Here is a 14722-nt window from a genome sequence, read left to right as displayed (position 1 = left end):
TTGCCGTTTCCGCCGTTCGGCATGCAGAAGACGCGCAGCACGGGGTAGTCAGTCGCCGGGCCCGAACACCGGGGTGGCGTCAGCGTCGTACGGAAGGGTGGAGAGCACGTCGGCGTAGCCCCGGTCCAGCGCTTGCCGTTGGCGTGCGGTGTGCGGGCCCGCGGGGCGCGCAGCCAGTCGCGCCACCCGTTCCTCGTGCGCGCGGGTGATCTCCTCGGCGGTCGCCCGCCAGTCGGCGTCGTCCGGTATGCGGACCAGTTCCACGCAGAGCGGTTCCGTGCCCTCCGCCAGCGCGGCCGAGGCCCGGTCATGGCCGTCGAGGAGCAGCCAGCCGTCCAGGAAGGACACCCACCACAGCAGGACGGGAGCGAGGGCACCCTCGCGGGCGTGCTTGCGGTACGCCTTCACGCGTGGAGCGTCCGGTGCGGGAAGCGGGCGCAGCGGCAGGACGCCGTGCCAGCCACCCCCGCAGAGCAGTTCGAGGGTGGCGTCCGGCCAGTCCCGGACGAGATCGCAGCTCCAGATGCCCGGCGCGAAGGCGGTGCGCCGGGTCAGCCGCCAACGCCCATGGTGCAGTGGACCGTGCGCTGTCTCCTCCAACCACAACGCGTACTGGTGCGGCCAGTTGGCGCCGGCCCGCATCGCCGCGGCGGACAGGGGCGGCAGTGGGGAGCGGTGGCCGGGCAGTCGGCGCAGGTGGAGGTCGCGGCAGCAGCCGTCGCCCTCCGACCGGGCCTGGATCAGCGGCCGTTCGCCCTGCCGGAGGACCCACCGGCGGCCCGTCACCCGCTCGAAGCGCAGTGCGGGCGGGCCCGGCCGGCCGTCGGGTACGGCCAGGACGACTCCGCCTCCCGGCAGTGGTTCCCTCGTCGCCCTGGCCATGGGATCAGTGTTGCCACGGCGGGCCTTCCTCGGCAACGAATTACTCCGACGCCGTGCGCCGTACCTGCTACGGTCCGTCCGCCCCATCGTGTGCGAAGCCAGATCACGAGGGCTGTGACGGCGGGGGTGCCGAAGACGTAGCCGCGTTTGTCGTAGCGAGTGGCCACGGCCCTGGCCTGCTTGAGCCGGTTGATCGCCCGCTCGACGGTGTTGCGCTTCTTGTACCGCTCTTCGTCGAAGCCGGGTGGCCGTCCGCCGCGTGAGCCCTTGCGTCGGCGAGCGGCTGGCTGTCGGTCTTTTCCTGGATGATGTGCCGGATGCCCCTGCGGCGCAGGTACTGGCGGCACGGGCCGTTGCTGTAGGCCTTGTCTGCGGCGAGGCTGTCGGGTTTGGTGCGGGGCCTGCCCGCCCGGCCCGCCACGGGGGCACGGATCTTCTCCAGGACGGCCTCGAACTGGGTGCAGTCCGCTCGCTGCCAGCGGTGACGAGCAGCGACAGCGGTCGGCAGCACCCGTCCGCGCTCAGGCGGAGCTTGCTGGTGAACCCGCCCGAGCGGCCCAGGCCCTCACCTCCTGCACCACCTCCACCAGCCGGGCGAGCAGGCTCTGCCGCGGCGTCTCGGCCTGGTGTTATGTCGCTTCGTCCTCTTTTGAGGCGGGAGCCGGCGGCGGGTCGGTGCAAGCACCGGCCGCGTGCTGGTGCGCACGCACGACGGGTATCCACAAAGCCCTGCCTTTCCTCTCTCATGGAAAAAGGCGGGGCTTCCATTTGAGGTCAGTTGAGTAAGCCGACTTCATGTGCTTCGCGGGACTGGTCGGGGGAGAGTTTCTGCTTCTTGTGCTGGCTGCGGGTGTTGCTGCGGAAGACGCCCAGCCGGATGTGGTGTTCGCATCCGTCGGTATCGGTGATGGCTTCGGTGTGACCGCGTGGGACGTGAAGGTGGCCTTCGCGGTTTTTGAATTGACGGGCTGCTGCCAGGTTGATTTCCCACCGGGACGCCCCGGCGGGCACGGCCGGGGCGGTGAGCACCGCCGGGGTGGCAGGCTGAACCCCTAGCGCTGTGAGGCGTTGCTGCTGGCCGGCTGTGAGGGTGTGCCAGGCGGCGGGCTGTTCGGCCAGCCAGGTGCCGATGTCGTCGCCGCCGAGGCTGACGCCGGGCTGAAGCTCGGCAAGGGTGGCGCCCTGGGTCAGAAGCCAGCGGGCGTTCGCGTGGTTCCGTTGCCAGGACAGAGGCCAGGTGGGATTCCAGTCCGGTCGATGGCCTCCAGCCGCTCGCGCCGACTCTCAATGCGCTCGGGCTTCTTGCCCAGACCGTCGGGCTTGCGGACAGCCGCCGGTCGGCTTCGCCCAGGAGGAACTCGGCACGGACCCGCGCGTCGCTGCCGGCCGGCAACCGGTGGGCGAGGCGGCGGACGTCGACCTCAGTGCTCATAGTCGTGCCGTGACGCTTCGCCCCGGCCCGAGAGGCGCCGCCGTCCCAGATGTATGTGCAAGCCGATGGCCACTACCGCGGTGGCAGTCCCCGTTGTCAGGATTTTGAGGGCCGAGTCCTGCTGAGCGCTCCGGGCGGCGTCGCAGACGCGTGTGTGCGAGGCGACCGACTCCTCAGCATCGGCAGGGCCACCATGGGCATCGATGTAGTCGTCCACGTGACGTGTGGTGAGGGAAAGAAGGGAGCCGCACTCCTCATGCACGCTCGCCGTCGGGTCGGCGGGGTCTTCGTTTGCGTAGACATCGGTCAGGGCGAAGGCGAGCGAGACGAGGAGCAGCACTGCCGAGAGGCTCCACAGCACGGCCCCCACCGCCAGTCTTTCCCGCCGCTGTGGCGCCTGTCCTGCCCTGGTCCGCGTCATCGCCCCTCTTCTCCCTGCTTCGCGCGTTCTCACCGGCCTCGCTCTGCGAAGGCAGGGTCTCGGCGGCTCAGCCAGGCGTCGCATGGGTGAGGGTAGCCGCAGCCGGTCGCCGGTGATACCGGTGCTGTGCAATTCCGGCGGGCAGTGCCGAAGTACTCAGGTTGTGCCCAGGTGTGTTGCAGGCTGACGTGTTCCTGCGATCGGCCTGTCATCCGGTGGATCGGGGATACCATGCTCACGTCACGGACGGTGAGCTGGGGGTTACGTTGAACTCGTTCCAGGCGGAGTGGGATGCACTGGTCTCGCAGGCGCACCAGGGGCAGGGCGCGCGAACGCAGCTCAACCTCCGCGCCCCCGGCGAGCGGCGGGGGAACCGGGCCTGGCGGGGCGGACCGGCTGGCCACGGACCCCGCGGCGAAGAAGGCATCGGCGAAGTACATCGACGAGGAACTGCTTTCGCATCTGCGCAGCGCGGGCCGCATGGCGTCCGAGGAGCCTCCGCCGGGGCTGCTGGGCAGCGAGCGTTCCCAGCCCGGCGGCATGATGCAGAACTGGGAGTCATGGCAGGGCGTTGAGCACGTGCTGCGCGAGTGGGGCAAGCAGGTCCGTAACCTCGAACAGAGGCTTGAGTGCGAGCGGGATGCACTGCGGGGGGTACGGGTGCTTTTCCAGGCGCGGGATGGTCTGGTGCGCAACTCCCTCACGCCGGTATCGGGCCCTTCCCTGTCCCGCCTGGCGGGGACCGAGCCCATCGGTCTGCGGCCGGCAGGCTGAAGGCGTGGCGATGACACTCTCGTTCCGCGACATCATGGCCGACGACCCCGTCGAACTAGACGACGCCGCCAAGGCGTTCAAGCGCATGAGCAAGCGTTTCGGCGAGCTGCACACCGACTACGACACACGCGTGCGCGGCGCGCTGTCGGGCAGCTCCTGGGCAGGCATCGCGAAAGTGAGTTACGACGAGGTGGCCCGGGTCTCCTCCAGTCAGTTTGACGATGCCAAGCGCCAGGCCAAGAACATCGCCACCCTGCTGACCAGTGCGTACCACGACCTGGCAGACAGGAAGAAGACCCTGGAGAGCCGAGTGAAGGCCGCCCAGGACGACAAAATGAGCGTGGACGGCGACGGCCGCGTCACGCTCGACACCGCCAAGCTCAACGAGGGCGAGCGCCTGGCCCGGGGACATGACCCCACCTACGCGGAGGCCCTCGATGAGGAGGTGGCGGCGTGGCAGTCCAGGATCGACAAGGCAGTCGAGGCCGTCAACGACGCGGACGCTGCGATCAAGAGAACCCTTATGGCCGCAATCGAGCCACCGGATGACCGGGCGGCCGGGACGCACGGCTTCAACCCCGACAAGGTCGAATATGTGCCACCGGGGACCAAGAAGGACGCGGACCGGATCCTCCGCGACTACCAGGTCGACCCGGACCCGGACGGGCTCACCCTCTATCCCCGCCACCCGGAGCTGCTCGTGGGCCCCTTGTTCGCCAAGGAGGTAAGGAAGCTCCAGCAGAGTGTCACGGCGCGAGAGGCGGACATGCTCGACGAGCTGGGCCTCAGTGGCCTGCAGGACTTCCAGGGCGTCAAGGACAAGGCGTTCAACACCGCTGACGCCCGCTTTCGTCCCGGCGACTGGAACGACAACCACAACGACGCATTCCGCCACGCCTACTGGAACTCGCTGATGACAAAGAAGTATGGCGCCGAGTGGGCCAAGGAATACGCCACGACCCACGAGACCAGGCCCCGTAACCATCGCGAGCGCGAAGCGATGGACCTGTACAACAACGAGGTCGGCAGGCGCATCGCCCAAGAGCACCCCGATGCGAGCGAGGACGAACTGGCCGACCTGGTGGAGGAGGCCATGCGGGACGGCGACCTAGTGGTGGTCGACCACGGCGGAGGCCGTCTGGCGTTCACTGATCAGATCGACTCCGAGGAGACGGGCGACCCGAAACTCAAGGCCCCCGAGAAGGAACAAGGGCACCAGTCAGACCGGAACACCGGCGGCTCGGTAGCCGGTGAGCAGAGCGGAGGCTGAGAGGGCGTTTTCTCCCTATGTTTCGTCCTGCTCTGTGTGATTGATGGCGTTTCAAGTGCCTCGCCATGTTGGTGTGGATTCTCTGGTGAGGCGGCGGGTCATCAGCGTGATCATCGCGACGTAGATCATGCCGATAGATCGGGCCGGGAGGGCTTCGTAGTCGCGGGCCAGGCGGCGGTGGTGCATCAGCCGGCCGAGGGTGCGCTCTACTGCCCACCTGCGCGGGAGCACGGAGAAGCCGCGAGGCGAGTGCCGGGGTGCGGCGGACGATTTCGAGGTCGATGCCGAGCCGGGCGGCGTGGTCGACAGAGGTACTCGCGGTATCCGCGGTCGGCCCAGCCCTTGCGGATGGTCGGGTAGGCCGTGGCGATCCGGTCGAGCAGGGTCTGGCCGACGACGGAGTCCTGGACGCTCGCGGCGGTCACCAGGACGGACAGCAGCAGGCCGCCGGTGTCGATCACGATGGACAACCCCGACGGCTCCTGGCGGCGGCTGCCTACCGCGATCCGCCAGAGTCTCGATCCCGACACGTACACGCACGTCCGCGTGGTGGAGGAGACCGCGTCCTGCGCGCTGGTCGGAGGTGCGATGGCGTTGCCAGGGACGTGGGCCTACACCCATCCCATGCTCTTGGGATCGCCCAACGCGCAGTCGTCGCCGGCCTCGTCGCCGCCTTTGACTCTCTCGCGGTGGTTGAGGAGTGGCGCGGCAAGGGCATCGCGAGTGCCCTGGTCGCTGACACGGAGAAGGCGGTGGGCTCCCACGAGGAGGGGAAGTTCGGCGCGGCCGTCCTGTATGTCACGCACGAGCCGGAGCTGACGGACTTCTATGCCGGGCTCGGCTTCACCCTCTCTCCTGACGGCGTCGGCATTCCCACGCCTTTGGGGTTCATCTGCCACGGACCGAGCCAGGGCTTCCGCTTCTCGGTCAAGGCGCTGCGCACCGGCGTCCAGATGGATGACCGCACCGCCTTCGCCTTCCAGCAGGCACTGGCCTCCCGGTGGGCCACCGCTGCCACCGACCGCACCACACGTGACCCCCGGCCAGCCTGGCGTCCGACTACGGTGCTACCTGGACTGCGCCAGGACGTCGCCGCCCAATGACGCCGGCACCCGCCCTACCCGGCTGACCAGGTGGAGGAGCCGTTCGGCAACGAGATCGGGGCATGTACCGCGGTATTCGGGGCTACTCGGTGGTGTGGCCGGGGTCAGGCAGCTGGGGCGGAAAGTGCCGTTTCAGGATTTTCACCCAGGACGGCCGCTCTGTCCGCCGGCTCGGTGCGGAACGCGCTCGCAGTCACGCCCGCGGCGTCCAAGGGGGCGCAGTCTGAGTACGGTGTGCACCCGCGATTGAGTACCCGGTTCAGTGTGCCGGGCCTGCTGAACGGCGTTGGATCGAGGCATGAACGCAACAGCCCACTCTCCAGCACCCCCGATCCGGGTGGCTGCGCGAAGGGACCGCTCGCGTCTCTGGTCCGTTCTTTGCGCCATCGGCTTCGCGCCGGCGACCGTGGCAGCCGGTGTGCTGACCCTGGCCTCCGAACGAGCCTCGCGCTGCCTGACATACGGGGAGCAGTGCGAGCCGGGACTGCCCGATTGGCTGTTCACCTGGGGCCTCGGCCTCGGCACCGTTGCCTGTCTCATCGCCCTGGCCGCGCCCGTCGCACGGGTGCGGCAGGCGGCGCTCACCACCCAGGTCCTCGCGGAGTGCGCGGCCCTGCTGGAGATCCTCAGCCACGCATGACCCGCTGACCGATTCCTTCAGCAGCTGGACGGCGGCCTCGTGCCGACCGGCGACGGTGGTCCGCCCTTGCCGGCGGTCCGGTGGGTGACGCGAAGGGCAGCACGAATCGCCGGAGGCGGCGAGAACTGCCCATCGCGGTGGCAGCGACGATGGCGGCCCGGTCGACGGCGCGAAGGCGGCAGCGTCGCCGCCGAGTTCTTCAGTGCGTTCGACAACAGGGGCGCGGCAAGGCGGCAGATGTGGATCGGGTCTGCCGACTGGTAGTGCCTGGGGGCGTCCTCATCAAGGCAGGGCCGGAGTTCACGGTGTACACCATGGAGGAATTCATCGAGCCACGCCAACGACTACTGGCCGAGGGCCGACTGGTGAACTTCAACGAGTGGGAGGCTGCGGAGCGCACCGAGACCGTCGGCGCCATCGCATCGCGGTTCAGCGAGTACCGGAAATCCGGGATCCTCGACGGAGTGCCCTTCGAGGGCGGCGGGACGAAGACGATGCAGTTCGTACTCACCCCGGATGGCTGGCGGATCGCTGCGATCTCCTGGTGCGACCGGCCCTGAGGTCAAAGCCACACCGCCGCACGATCTGGAGTACCCCTCCAGGGTCAGCCCAAAGGGGGCAGGCGCAGTTGCATCCAGACCGAGCTGATGTAACCGCCGTTCTTCGTGGCGTACTCGTCGAAGGTGCCCACGTCGGTGAAGCCGAACTTACGGTGCAGAGCCACCGAAGCATCATTGGGAAGTGCGATCCCAGCCAGCGCGACATGGACCGGCTGCGAGCGCAGCGTATCGATGAGGGTGCGGTACAGCGCCGAACCAATCCCAGCGGCCCGCACATCGGGATCCACGTAGACGCCCAGTTCCACCGTTTGATCGAAGGCCGGATGCGTCCGGTAGGGACTGCTTGAGGCGCACCCGAGTACCCGATCGCCGGTAGTGGCCACAAACAGCTGGTGCGGGCCCGTGTCGGAGAATCTCTCGAACCACTGCAAGCGGCTCTCTACCGTGACCGGTTGGGTATCGAAAGTGATGATCGAGTGAGTGACATAGTGGTTGTAGATCCGCACCAGCTCGGGAAGATCATCTTTGCGTCCGGTGCGCACTATCAGCCCGTCGACGGCACGACGCCCGGCCTCGCGGTCTCTTCCTGTCATGGCCGCATCATGCCATGGTCGTTCTCCCAGATCAGCCCGTCCCTGCAGAAGAGCTACACCCTTCAGCACGACGGTCGTTGCAGCCACCCTGCTGATCCTGATTCCACTGAGGGGACGCTCGATCATGGGCAACACTGGGCCCGGGCGGGTCGCCAAGCCGTCGAAGGTACGCAAGATCCTCGGATACGCACCCGAGGTGCGCTCGGTGCGCCAGGCAGAGGACGAGGTCAACCGGATGTCGTCCCGGCTGGTGGATGCCATGGGCATCCCTAGCACCCCAAGTCACATTCCTGCAGCCGCCGGACCGTGTGGCGCCATCGACCCGGATTTCACCACTTACTACAGAGTGGACCATCCCTGGGCGCTGTGGCGAGCCGACGCGGACGATTTCGACACCGCCATGGAGAACCTGCGCTCCCGACTGCCCGAAATGGGGTGGCGTATCACCAAGGACGGGCCTATGAACAGCATGTTCCGCAATCCGGAGATCAAGGCGGTACACACTACCTCCGGGCACCACGTGGTGATCGAGGCACTGAAGACACGCTCAAGTGACCTCAAGCCACAGATGGACGTCACCCTCATCTCGCCCTGCTACCAAGCCCCGCAAGGCACCGACCTTTCCCGCGCCTGACGGGAGCCACCATGCCCACGACAGACGCGATGACGTTCCCCAACGACACCCACGACCTCGCCACAGTCCGTAGGGAGCGCTGTTCGTGGTCGCGGGCCTGGCAGCCAGCGGGCGTCGTCCTGGGCAGGTGCGGCTTCCAGGAGGCCGGGTGCGGTGTGGAGGAGGGTGTGGGCCGGCCAGAGAGAGACCGGCACCTCTTCCTGACCGTGGGGCTTGGCTGATCGGGTCGTGGACGGCTGCGGCGGCCAGGGGCGCACTCGCCCACAGTTGGGTCGCGGGGGCGATCAGGTGGCGTGGCGGCGGCCTGGGGCCGGTGGGGTACTGGTCAACGCAGTTTCTCCAGGAAGAAAGAGGGCGGGGGAGTGGAAAAGAATCGGGGGTGCCGGCCCGGCTGAGCGTCGGGGTTGGCGCGCAGGTGCGACTTTTCGAGATAGGCGACGACACCTGATCGAGGAGCACCGGAAGCCGTGGAGCACCGAAACATGGGTTCGGTGGCTCGAGTGACCAGCGAGGACGCCCCGAGCCGCGGGGCAATCGGGCCGAGCCGCCCGTACAGGTGTCAACCACCGCGACCAACACGCAGGGCGTACGAGGTCAGCGCGCCGAGCGGGTGCCATCTATCCCGACTTGCCGCATGGGCAGGGTGGCGGTTGGGCCAGATTGGTACCCGTTTCGCTGAAGTGGTGCGGTGCGAGCGCCGTACGTGAGGGCTGTGCTGTTGCATGGAGCCTTCGCAGCTGCGGGTTAGATGATCTTGCTGTAGCCGTACGTCATCGATCCGGCAATTGCGGCCCGGCTGGAGTCGAGGCCCCCGGTTGCCCCTCCGTTTCGTACGACGAGAGGACCACCCCGCGGCTTACAGCCCGCCGGCGCCGCGACCAGCTGAGCGGCACCCGGTCTTGGGCTGCTCGGCTCCCGAACGGCCGTTCTCCTCGAAGTAGTCGGCCATCGTCAGGTCCAGGTATCGCTCCATGGCGCGGGCCTGGGCCGGCGATGGCTGGGCAGTCGCAGCACCCATTGCCTGGGCTCCGAGCATGATCCCGCGCTGGTCGGCCTCACTGAGGTCTGGCTCCGGCTGGTGCACTCCGGCTTCCGTCTCCGCGGCTTCCACCGCTGTGTTGTACGCCGCCATCTCCTGGGCGTACTGCTCGACGCGGGGGTCGTCGACGTCAGCGTCAGCGAGTTCCTCGAACTGCGAGGCCAGCCGCATGCCTTCTGCCTTGAGGTCGGGCCGGCTCTCCAGGAAGGCTTCGGCCCGCACCATGTCCAGCGCGGCGCCGGTGCCGTGGGTCGCCTCCAGCAGCAGTATGAACTCCTGGTCCTCTTTGCTGGGGGCCTCAAGGCCGGCTGCCTTGTAGGCGGCGGCGACCTCGGGGGTGAACAGTCCTGTGATGCTGCCGAACTCGCGGAGCCTGGCCACCACCGCTCGCTGCTGCCTCAGCCGCTCCTCCTTGGCCGCCAGGATCCGGTCCAGCTCGGTCAGAAGTGTCTGAATCTGCTGGTCGTCGGTGGCTTCAGCGGCCTCGCGGACAGCCTCCAGGCTCAGCCCGGCCGCGGTCATTCGCTGGACCCACAGCAGCCGGATGATCTCCTCCATGCGGTAGGACCGATTGCCCGCGCCATCCCGGTCAGGCTCGGGCACCAGACCGATCTCGTGGTAGTAGCGGATGGTCCTGGGGGTGAGGGAGGTCAGCTCGGCGACTTCACCGATGGACAGCGGCCTATCGCGGAAACGATTTGCGTTCATGAGGTACATCCCAGCACCTTCCGCCACGTCATCTGCAAGCACGACGGCATCTCACGCCTCACCTCGCGACCCGTGAGCGAAGCCCCGCCAAGGCCCCTCGGCATTGGCGAGGACGTACTGCGACAATTCGGGATAGATGACACCTGCTCGGCGCGCTGACCTCGTACGCCCTGCGTGTTGGTAGCGGTGGTTGACACCAAGTGGCCGTCTTGGTTGACACCTGCACGGGCGGCTCGGCCCGGTTGCCCCCCCCCCCCCCCCGCGGCTCGGGGCGTCCTCGCTGGTCACCCCGAGCCACCGCACCCATGTTTCGGTGCTCCACGGCTGCCGGTGCAGTCTCCTCGATCAGGTGTCGCCCACCTCGAAAAGTCGCACCTGCGCGCCAACCCCGACGCTCAGCCGGGCCAACTCAAGCACTAAAGGGCCAGCTCAGCCGCTCAGTCTCAGGGTGGCCAATCTCGTCTACAAGCGAGTGCCGGCCGACCAGCAGTCGACCGACCGTCAGAACCTCGTCCTCGCCGAGGCCGGGATCGAGGACCCGGTCGTCTTCGAGCAGGACGTCGGCACCTCCAGCCGCCTCCACCCGCTGGAACGACCGAAGTTCGGCGAGCTGCTCACCTACGGGCGGCCGGGCGACACCGTGCACATCTACGAGATGTTCCGCCTCGTGCGCGGCACCGGGCACATCCTCGACGTGCTCAACGTCCTGCACCGCGGCCGCCTCGCCCTGCGCATCCACGACGGCGCATTCGCCGCGATGGACCTCACCGCCCGCCCCCCGCGCACCGGAGAGCTGCTGTCCACCGTGAAGTTCATGGTGCAGACCCTCGCCGCGGCCGGCGAACTCCAACGCGACCTTCAGCGCGAGCTGACGTACGACGGGCTACGGGCCGCCGAGGCCAAGGGCCACAAGGGCGGCCGACGCCCGGCCATCACCGCAGCGAAGACCGACGCCGTCCGTACCGCGCGTACCTCGAAGGCCGCTCGATCGCCGCCCTCGCCCGCGAGCACGGCGTCAGCCGCGGCGCCGTACGTACGGCCGTCGCCGACCTCATGCCCGAGCACACCGCAGCCACCCACCAGGACACCCCAGCCCCGGAGCTGCCGGTCACCCTCGACATGCCCGGCAAGGTCGCCGGCTTCGCGGCGATTCCCGCACAGCGCAAGGCGCCGCGAGTACGCGAACCGCGTCCCTCGACCAGTACCAAGATCATCCCGTGGCCCCTTTTGAGCTTGCCAGTTCGATCCCCCTATACGAGAACAGGGCCGGGGAGTCCACCGCCATGATCGGTTCCGAGACTCCCCGAGGACCAAAAGAGATCAAAGCTCCAGATCAGGGGCCACTCCGTTGTTTTTTCGGCGAGTACTACTGAGACCCCAGTTCCGTCCAGACATCGGTCATCAGCGGGCCGGGCCAGAGCAACAGCAGCTCGGTACCCCGCAACGGGAGCAGGGCCGGGACGGCTGTTCGGCTTCGTCCCGCACGGGATAGAGCCGGGCGAATTCTTCATCGGGATGTTGTCGAGGTTGCCGGCGCAGAAGAAGGTGCATCAAGGCCACGGGCAGCGTGGCCAGCGCTCTGGTCGGACGGTACCGGCCCGCGGGCCGTGCCCCGGCTGGGCAGCAACGAGGACCGCGCGGGGGCGTACCGACGGCTGCTGGACGCCTCCGCCCGCTCGTTCGGCTACGCCTACCAGTTCACCCACGTCCGGTGTGAGGCCGGACAGGCGGCCAACAAGGTGTTGCTGGACCAGTTGCCCCAGGCGTGGGAGCTCACCGGCGCACTGCAGAGCGTGCGGCTGTGCGGCAGCGTGCAGGTCATCGCCGCGGCGGAGACCCTTGTTGCCGCGACCGGCGACCTGGACCTGAACGCGAAGAGCGCCGACCGCTTCCAGCAGCAGGCCGATGCTGTGGTGGCCGCCCGTGATGCGTTCTTGGACGTCTGCCGGGAAGACCTTGCCTACACCGCCCGCTGGTGGCAGATACGTCGACGGATCAAGGAGCGCCGCTTCCTGCGCAAGCAGGCCGAGCGCTGAGGTGCTGGCGGTGGCACGATCGGAGTCGTGCCACCGCTCTTTCGCAGGGAGGCACCCTGTCCGGGTGAAGCTCCGTGTGACGGCGAACCCTGCCAGCGGTCAGCGCGTCGTGGCGGACATGGAGCCGATCAACGAGATGCACCTGGCAGAACCCGGGCTGGTCGTCGTCGACATCGCGGCCGCCGATGACCGCACCGCTTTCGCCTTCCATCAGGCGCTGGCCTCTCGGTGGGCCACCGCGACCGCCGACCCGCATCACCCATGACCCCGGCCAGCCTGGTGTCCGGCTGCGCTGCTACCTGGACCTGCACTAGGACAGCACCCCGGACACAAGGCCGATGGCTGAGGGCCCTAGCAGTTGCTGATCAGCTGCGCGCTGCCGGAGCCGAGCTGAAGAGTCCCTGAGCAGGGCGTTTTCTCGCGATAGACGGCTCCTGGGCTGCGGGCCGCGGAACGCGTCAGCAGCTCGACCACCTGAGCGTGTTCAGTGTCGGAGTGGGCGTCCCAGACGAGCCGGTCCGGGCGGGTGGGGTGGCCAGTGACCCAGGCAGGGCTGACGTCGAAGCGGTACCACAGCGGCATGGAGCGCATCAGGAGGGCGCTGCGCAGCGGTGTGCTGGCGGTGTACGTCCAGCACGCCTGGTGCGCGGCTTCTTCGTCGGTGAGGCCGTTGTGCTGCCACAGCGGCGAGCGCTCGTCTTTTTGATGCCAACTGGTCTCCTGCCGGAAGACCATGCGTGCGATATCCATGCCGTGCCGGCGCTGCGCGTCCACGAGGTCGAGGCGCGCCCCTGTGGGGAGGTGGGCCAGGCGCACCCGCCGGCAGGTGAGGTCGATCATCCGGAGGCCCGGGATGCCACACACGCCGTGGTCTTCGTGGAGGAAGGGCAGGATGCGGCAGGCCGTGTTGGTGTGGATCTCCAGATGGCCGGGCTGGTGGCAGATGGCGTTCAGGTAGCCGCTGATGCTGGCCATCGCGCTCTTGCGCGGCTGTTCCAGGGGGTGCGGGTGCTCGTGGTTGCTCATCAGGCACTCGAAGAGGAGGGCCTGGAAGGCGAGTTGCCCGCGGTCGATGGGATCCAGGGTGGGGCGACCGCCCTTGGTCTGGAGTCGCCCCAGGTACAGAAGGCTCGCGAGTTCCTTGCTGATCCGCTTGTCGGTCGTGTGCGGCATGAGGTTCCTGCTCCGGCTGCCTCCGGGCGGCAGCCGTGGAGGAAAGCCTGCACGGACACCGAGAAACGCATGGTGCGGGACCGGGCATCCCACACTTGAGGACATCTGCGACTCCGCCCGGGCGGATCGCTCGCCTCCAGGCCGTCCCCGGGCCTGTCCGGGCGACAGCAGCTGACCACACACGGCAGACCACGCGACGCGCAGGGCGACACCGACACCACATCCTCCAGCGGCACGGCGACTGGTTTGCTGCTCGCACTGTGCTGAGCGACTTGCTGTCGGCGTACGCGTGAAAGTATCCATTCCGGTACAGCGCTACGTACCAGCAAGCTGGACGCCGGAGACCGGGGCCTCCCGTAGCCGGCAAGCCCCCGGGATGCCGGCTCCAAGCCCGATGAGCTACTTCGCGACCCACCCGCCGAGGTTGTTGGTCTCCGTTCCCGCCCCCTCGGGCGCGCGCAGCATGGACGGGAACAGATAGTCCGACTCGACGGCCAGGTCCCAGCCGTGGGCCTGCACTGCCAGGACGGCGAGTGTGATGGTGCCGATCGGCAGCAGGCTCGCCGGTGCGGGGTCCTCGCCTACGCTCGCCCGGTAGGCCACCAGGCGCTCGTGCAGCGCCTCTTCGAAACCGGCTTGATCGTCCTTGAGCAGCACACGCAGGAGCGTCTGGTCGGCTGTCAGGGGCCCGGCCGCGTCCAGGTCCAATGCGGCGTCCAGGCGCTCGTCAATAGCGGGCTTGTGCAGGGGTATGGTCGGCCAGTCCCGGGGCAGGTGCCCGCGGGCGGGTGCCAGATAGCCGGACAGGGCGTTCATCTGCGCCAGATCAGCGGGGCGGGAGACCGACTTCTGCTGTGCGTACGGCACTCCGGTCCGGATCTCCTTCGCGCTGTCTTCGCGCAGTACCAGCCCGATGGCGTCGCGCCACTGCCAGATGTGGCCACTGATGAGGCACAGTTCGAAGGCGTCGAGCCACGTTCGTGCGGTCGTCGGGTGCGGCGGCTGGAGGCTTTCGTCGTAGGAGATGTCCTGGTTGCTGAGCGTCTCCCCCAGGAAGTCGATCCGCACCGACCAGTCGCCGCCGGGATAGACGCCCAGGTCCAGCACTCCCATCGCGCATCGTGCCGCGTCGCACAGATCAGCGCGGGCATCGTGAGTGCGGAACAGTGCGTCGCGTGCCGCTCGGGCAGCGTAGTAGTCCACGAAATCGGCGCTCATCCGGGCCAGGGTGGGCCGCAGCGGAAGAGCGCCGTCGCGAATCCCCTCCCAATACCGGTCGGCGGCATCGCTCATGCGCTCCAGCACCGTGTCGATCTGCCAGTCGTCAACTTCGTGTCCAGCCACGTGCTTGGTCTTCATGACCGACATCGTGACAGCCGGCACTGACAGCCCCGCACCCGCCTGAGTGTCTGTTCTGCGGCCCTGGGGTGCTTAAGGACTGCACCGCTACCTGCGCT

General features: G+C 68.1%; 19 protein-coding genes and 1 pseudogene. 11 read left to right on the top strand and 9 right to left on the bottom strand.

Annotation, left to right across the window (positions count from 1 at the left end):
- Positions 1-48: 48 nt before the first annotated feature.
- The 4 genes from ACTWP9_RS34600 to ACTWP9_RS34585 all read right to left on the bottom strand — a co-directional run bounded on the left by ACTWP9_RS34600 (position 49) and on the right by ACTWP9_RS34585 (position 2735).
- Positions 49-882: a hypothetical protein gene (locus ACTWP9_RS34600; RefSeq protein WP_443250296.1), complete on the bottom strand. Its 834-nt coding sequence runs from the start codon at positions 880-882 to the stop codon at positions 49-51.
- Positions 883-985: 103 nt separating this feature from the next.
- Positions 986-1393 (bottom strand): transposase, encoded by a 408-nt coding sequence (locus ACTWP9_RS34595; RefSeq protein WP_443250295.1) that lies wholly within the window; start codon positions 1391-1393, stop codon positions 986-988.
- A 263-nt stretch (positions 1394-1656) separates the two neighbouring features.
- Positions 1657-1911, bottom strand: a complete 255-nt coding sequence (locus ACTWP9_RS34590; protein WP_443250294.1) for a helicase associated domain-containing protein — start codon at positions 1909-1911, stop codon at positions 1657-1659.
- Positions 1912-2303: 392 nt separating this feature from the next.
- Positions 2304-2735: a hypothetical protein gene (locus ACTWP9_RS34585; RefSeq protein WP_443250293.1), complete on the bottom strand. Its 432-nt coding sequence runs from the start codon at positions 2733-2735 to the stop codon at positions 2304-2306.
- A gap of 291 nt (positions 2736-3026) precedes the next feature.
- Here ACTWP9_RS34585 and ACTWP9_RS34580 point away from each other — a divergent pair, with 291 nt between their 5' ends.
- Positions 3027-3509, top strand: coding sequence for a hypothetical protein (locus ACTWP9_RS34580; RefSeq protein WP_443250292.1), 483 nt, complete (start codon positions 3027-3029; stop codon positions 3507-3509).
- A 10-nt stretch (positions 3510-3519) separates the two neighbouring features.
- Positions 3520-4779 (top strand): DUF6973 domain-containing protein, encoded by a 1260-nt coding sequence (locus ACTWP9_RS34575; protein WP_443250308.1) that lies wholly within the window; start codon positions 3520-3522, stop codon positions 4777-4779.
- 51 nt (positions 4780-4830) lie between these two features.
- Here the strand turns inward: ACTWP9_RS34575 and ACTWP9_RS34570 are convergent.
- Positions 4831-5246: pseudogene (locus ACTWP9_RS34570) on the bottom strand (transposase); the annotation flags it as partial.
- Positions 5247-5384: 138 nt separating this feature from the next.
- Between ACTWP9_RS34570 and ACTWP9_RS34565 the strand changes: the two are divergent.
- The 3 genes from ACTWP9_RS34565 to ACTWP9_RS34555 all read left to right on the top strand — a co-directional run bounded on the left by ACTWP9_RS34565 (position 5385) and on the right by ACTWP9_RS34555 (position 7082).
- Positions 5385-5882 carry a DUF6207 family protein gene (locus tag ACTWP9_RS34565; RefSeq protein ID WP_443250291.1) on the top strand — a complete coding sequence of 166 codons (498 nt, stop codon included), beginning with the start codon at positions 5385-5387 and terminating at the stop codon, positions 5880-5882.
- A 298-nt stretch (positions 5883-6180) separates the two neighbouring features.
- Positions 6181-6522: a hypothetical protein gene (locus ACTWP9_RS34560; RefSeq protein ID WP_443250290.1), complete on the top strand. Its 342-nt coding sequence runs from the start codon at positions 6181-6183 to the stop codon at positions 6520-6522.
- A 314-nt stretch (positions 6523-6836) separates the two neighbouring features.
- A complete protein-coding gene (locus ACTWP9_RS34555; RefSeq protein ID WP_443250289.1) occupies positions 6837-7082 on the top strand; it encodes a hypothetical protein in 246 nt (81 codons plus the stop codon).
- Between the two features lie 44 nt (positions 7083-7126).
- Here the strand turns inward: ACTWP9_RS34555 and ACTWP9_RS34550 are convergent, their stop codons facing one another.
- Positions 7127-7762: a GNAT family N-acetyltransferase gene (locus ACTWP9_RS34550; RefSeq protein WP_443250288.1), complete on the bottom strand. Its 636-nt coding sequence runs from the start codon at positions 7760-7762 to the stop codon at positions 7127-7129.
- A 37-nt stretch (positions 7763-7799) separates the two neighbouring features.
- On the opposite strand from ACTWP9_RS34550, the gene ACTWP9_RS34545 reads away from it, so the two are divergent.
- On the top strand, positions 7800-8309 hold the full coding sequence (locus ACTWP9_RS34545) for a hypothetical protein (protein WP_443250287.1): 510 nt from the start codon (positions 7800-7802) through the stop codon (positions 8307-8309).
- Between the two features lie 11 nt (positions 8310-8320).
- A complete protein-coding gene (locus tag ACTWP9_RS34540; RefSeq protein ID WP_443250286.1) occupies positions 8321-8530 on the top strand; it encodes a hypothetical protein in 210 nt (69 codons plus the stop codon).
- 635 nt (positions 8531-9165) lie between these two features.
- On the opposite strand, the gene ACTWP9_RS34535 is transcribed toward ACTWP9_RS34540, so the two are convergent.
- The gene (locus ACTWP9_RS34535) at positions 9166-10056 is read right to left on the bottom strand and encodes a helix-turn-helix domain-containing protein (RefSeq protein ID WP_443250285.1); all 891 of its coding nucleotides are present in this window, start codon (positions 10054-10056) and stop codon (positions 9166-9168) included.
- Between the two features lie 448 nt (positions 10057-10504).
- Between ACTWP9_RS34535 and ACTWP9_RS34530 the strand changes: the two genes are divergently transcribed.
- The 4 genes from ACTWP9_RS34530 (at position 10505) to ACTWP9_RS34515 (ending at position 12406) form a co-directional block, all read left to right on the top strand.
- Positions 10505-11287 carry a recombinase family protein gene (locus ACTWP9_RS34530; RefSeq protein WP_443250284.1) on the top strand — a complete coding sequence of 261 codons (783 nt, stop codon included), beginning with the start codon at positions 10505-10507 and terminating at the stop codon, positions 11285-11287.
- Positions 11288-11663: 376 nt separating this feature from the next.
- Positions 11664-12092 carry a hypothetical protein gene (locus ACTWP9_RS34525; protein WP_443250283.1) on the top strand — a complete coding sequence of 143 codons (429 nt, stop codon included), beginning with the start codon at positions 11664-11666 and terminating at the stop codon, positions 12090-12092.
- 76 nt (positions 12093-12168) lie between these two features.
- Positions 12169-12357, top strand: a complete 189-nt coding sequence (locus ACTWP9_RS34520; protein WP_443250307.1) for a DUF6207 family protein — start codon at positions 12169-12171, stop codon at positions 12355-12357.
- Positions 12347-12406 (top strand): DUF6207 family protein, encoded by a 60-nt coding sequence (locus ACTWP9_RS34515; protein WP_443250306.1) that lies wholly within the window; start codon positions 12347-12349, stop codon positions 12404-12406. The genes ACTWP9_RS34520 and ACTWP9_RS34515 overlap by 11 nt, the downstream gene beginning before the upstream one ends.
- 37 nt (positions 12407-12443) lie before the next feature.
- Here ACTWP9_RS34515 and ACTWP9_RS34510 read toward each other — a convergent pair whose 3' ends face one another.
- Positions 12444-13265, bottom strand: coding sequence for a hypothetical protein (locus ACTWP9_RS34510; RefSeq protein ID WP_443250282.1), 822 nt, complete (start codon positions 13263-13265; stop codon positions 12444-12446).
- A 399-nt stretch (positions 13266-13664) separates the two neighbouring features.
- Positions 13665-14624 carry an immunity 49 family protein gene (locus ACTWP9_RS34505; RefSeq protein ID WP_443250281.1) on the bottom strand — a complete coding sequence of 320 codons (960 nt, stop codon included), beginning with the start codon at positions 14622-14624 and terminating at the stop codon, positions 13665-13667.
- Positions 14625-14722: the final 98 nt, after the last annotated feature.

This window comes from Streptomyces sp. 3N207 (genome assembly GCF_052246355.1).
GTDB lineage: Bacteria > Actinomycetota > Actinomycetes > Streptomycetales > Streptomycetaceae > Streptomyces.
The sequence above is the reverse complement of the archived record's forward strand: the minus strand, read 5'-3'. Positions and strand labels throughout refer to the sequence as shown.

Bases quoted from the DNA above. Each gene is read 5' to 3' on its own strand.
- ACTWP9_RS34600 (WP_443250296.1), bottom strand. From the start codon at position 882: ATGGCCAGGGCGACGAGGGAACCACTGCCGGGAGGCGGAGTCGTCCTG.
- ACTWP9_RS34585 (WP_443250293.1), bottom strand. From the start codon at position 2,735: ATGACGCGGACCAGGGCAGGACAGGCGCCACAGCGGCGGGAAAGACTG.
- ACTWP9_RS34580 (WP_443250292.1), top strand. From the start codon at position 3,027: ATGCACTGGTCTCGCAGGCGCACCAGGGGCAGGGCGCGCGAACGCAGC.
- ACTWP9_RS34575 (WP_443250308.1), top strand. From the start codon at position 3,520: ATGACACTCTCGTTCCGCGACATCATGGCCGACGACCCCGTCGAACTA.
- ACTWP9_RS34560 (WP_443250290.1), top strand. From the start codon at position 6,181: ATGAACGCAACAGCCCACTCTCCAGCACCCCCGATCCGGGTGGCTGCG.
- ACTWP9_RS34555 (WP_443250289.1), top strand. From the start codon at position 6,837: ATGGAGGAATTCATCGAGCCACGCCAACGACTACTGGCCGAGGGCCGA.
- ACTWP9_RS34545 (WP_443250287.1), top strand. From the start codon at position 7,800: ATGGGCAACACTGGGCCCGGGCGGGTCGCCAAGCCGTCGAAGGTACGC.
- ACTWP9_RS34540 (WP_443250286.1), top strand. From the start codon at position 8,321: ATGCCCACGACAGACGCGATGACGTTCCCCAACGACACCCACGACCTC.
- ACTWP9_RS34535 (WP_443250285.1), bottom strand. From the start codon at position 10,056: ATGAACGCAAATCGTTTCCGCGATAGGCCGCTGTCCATCGGTGAAGTC.
- ACTWP9_RS34510 (WP_443250282.1), bottom strand. From the start codon at position 13,265: ATGCCGCACACGACCGACAAGCGGATCAGCAAGGAACTCGCGAGCCTT.
- ACTWP9_RS34505 (WP_443250281.1), bottom strand. From the start codon at position 14,624: ATGAAGACCAAGCACGTGGCTGGACACGAAGTTGACGACTGGCAGATC.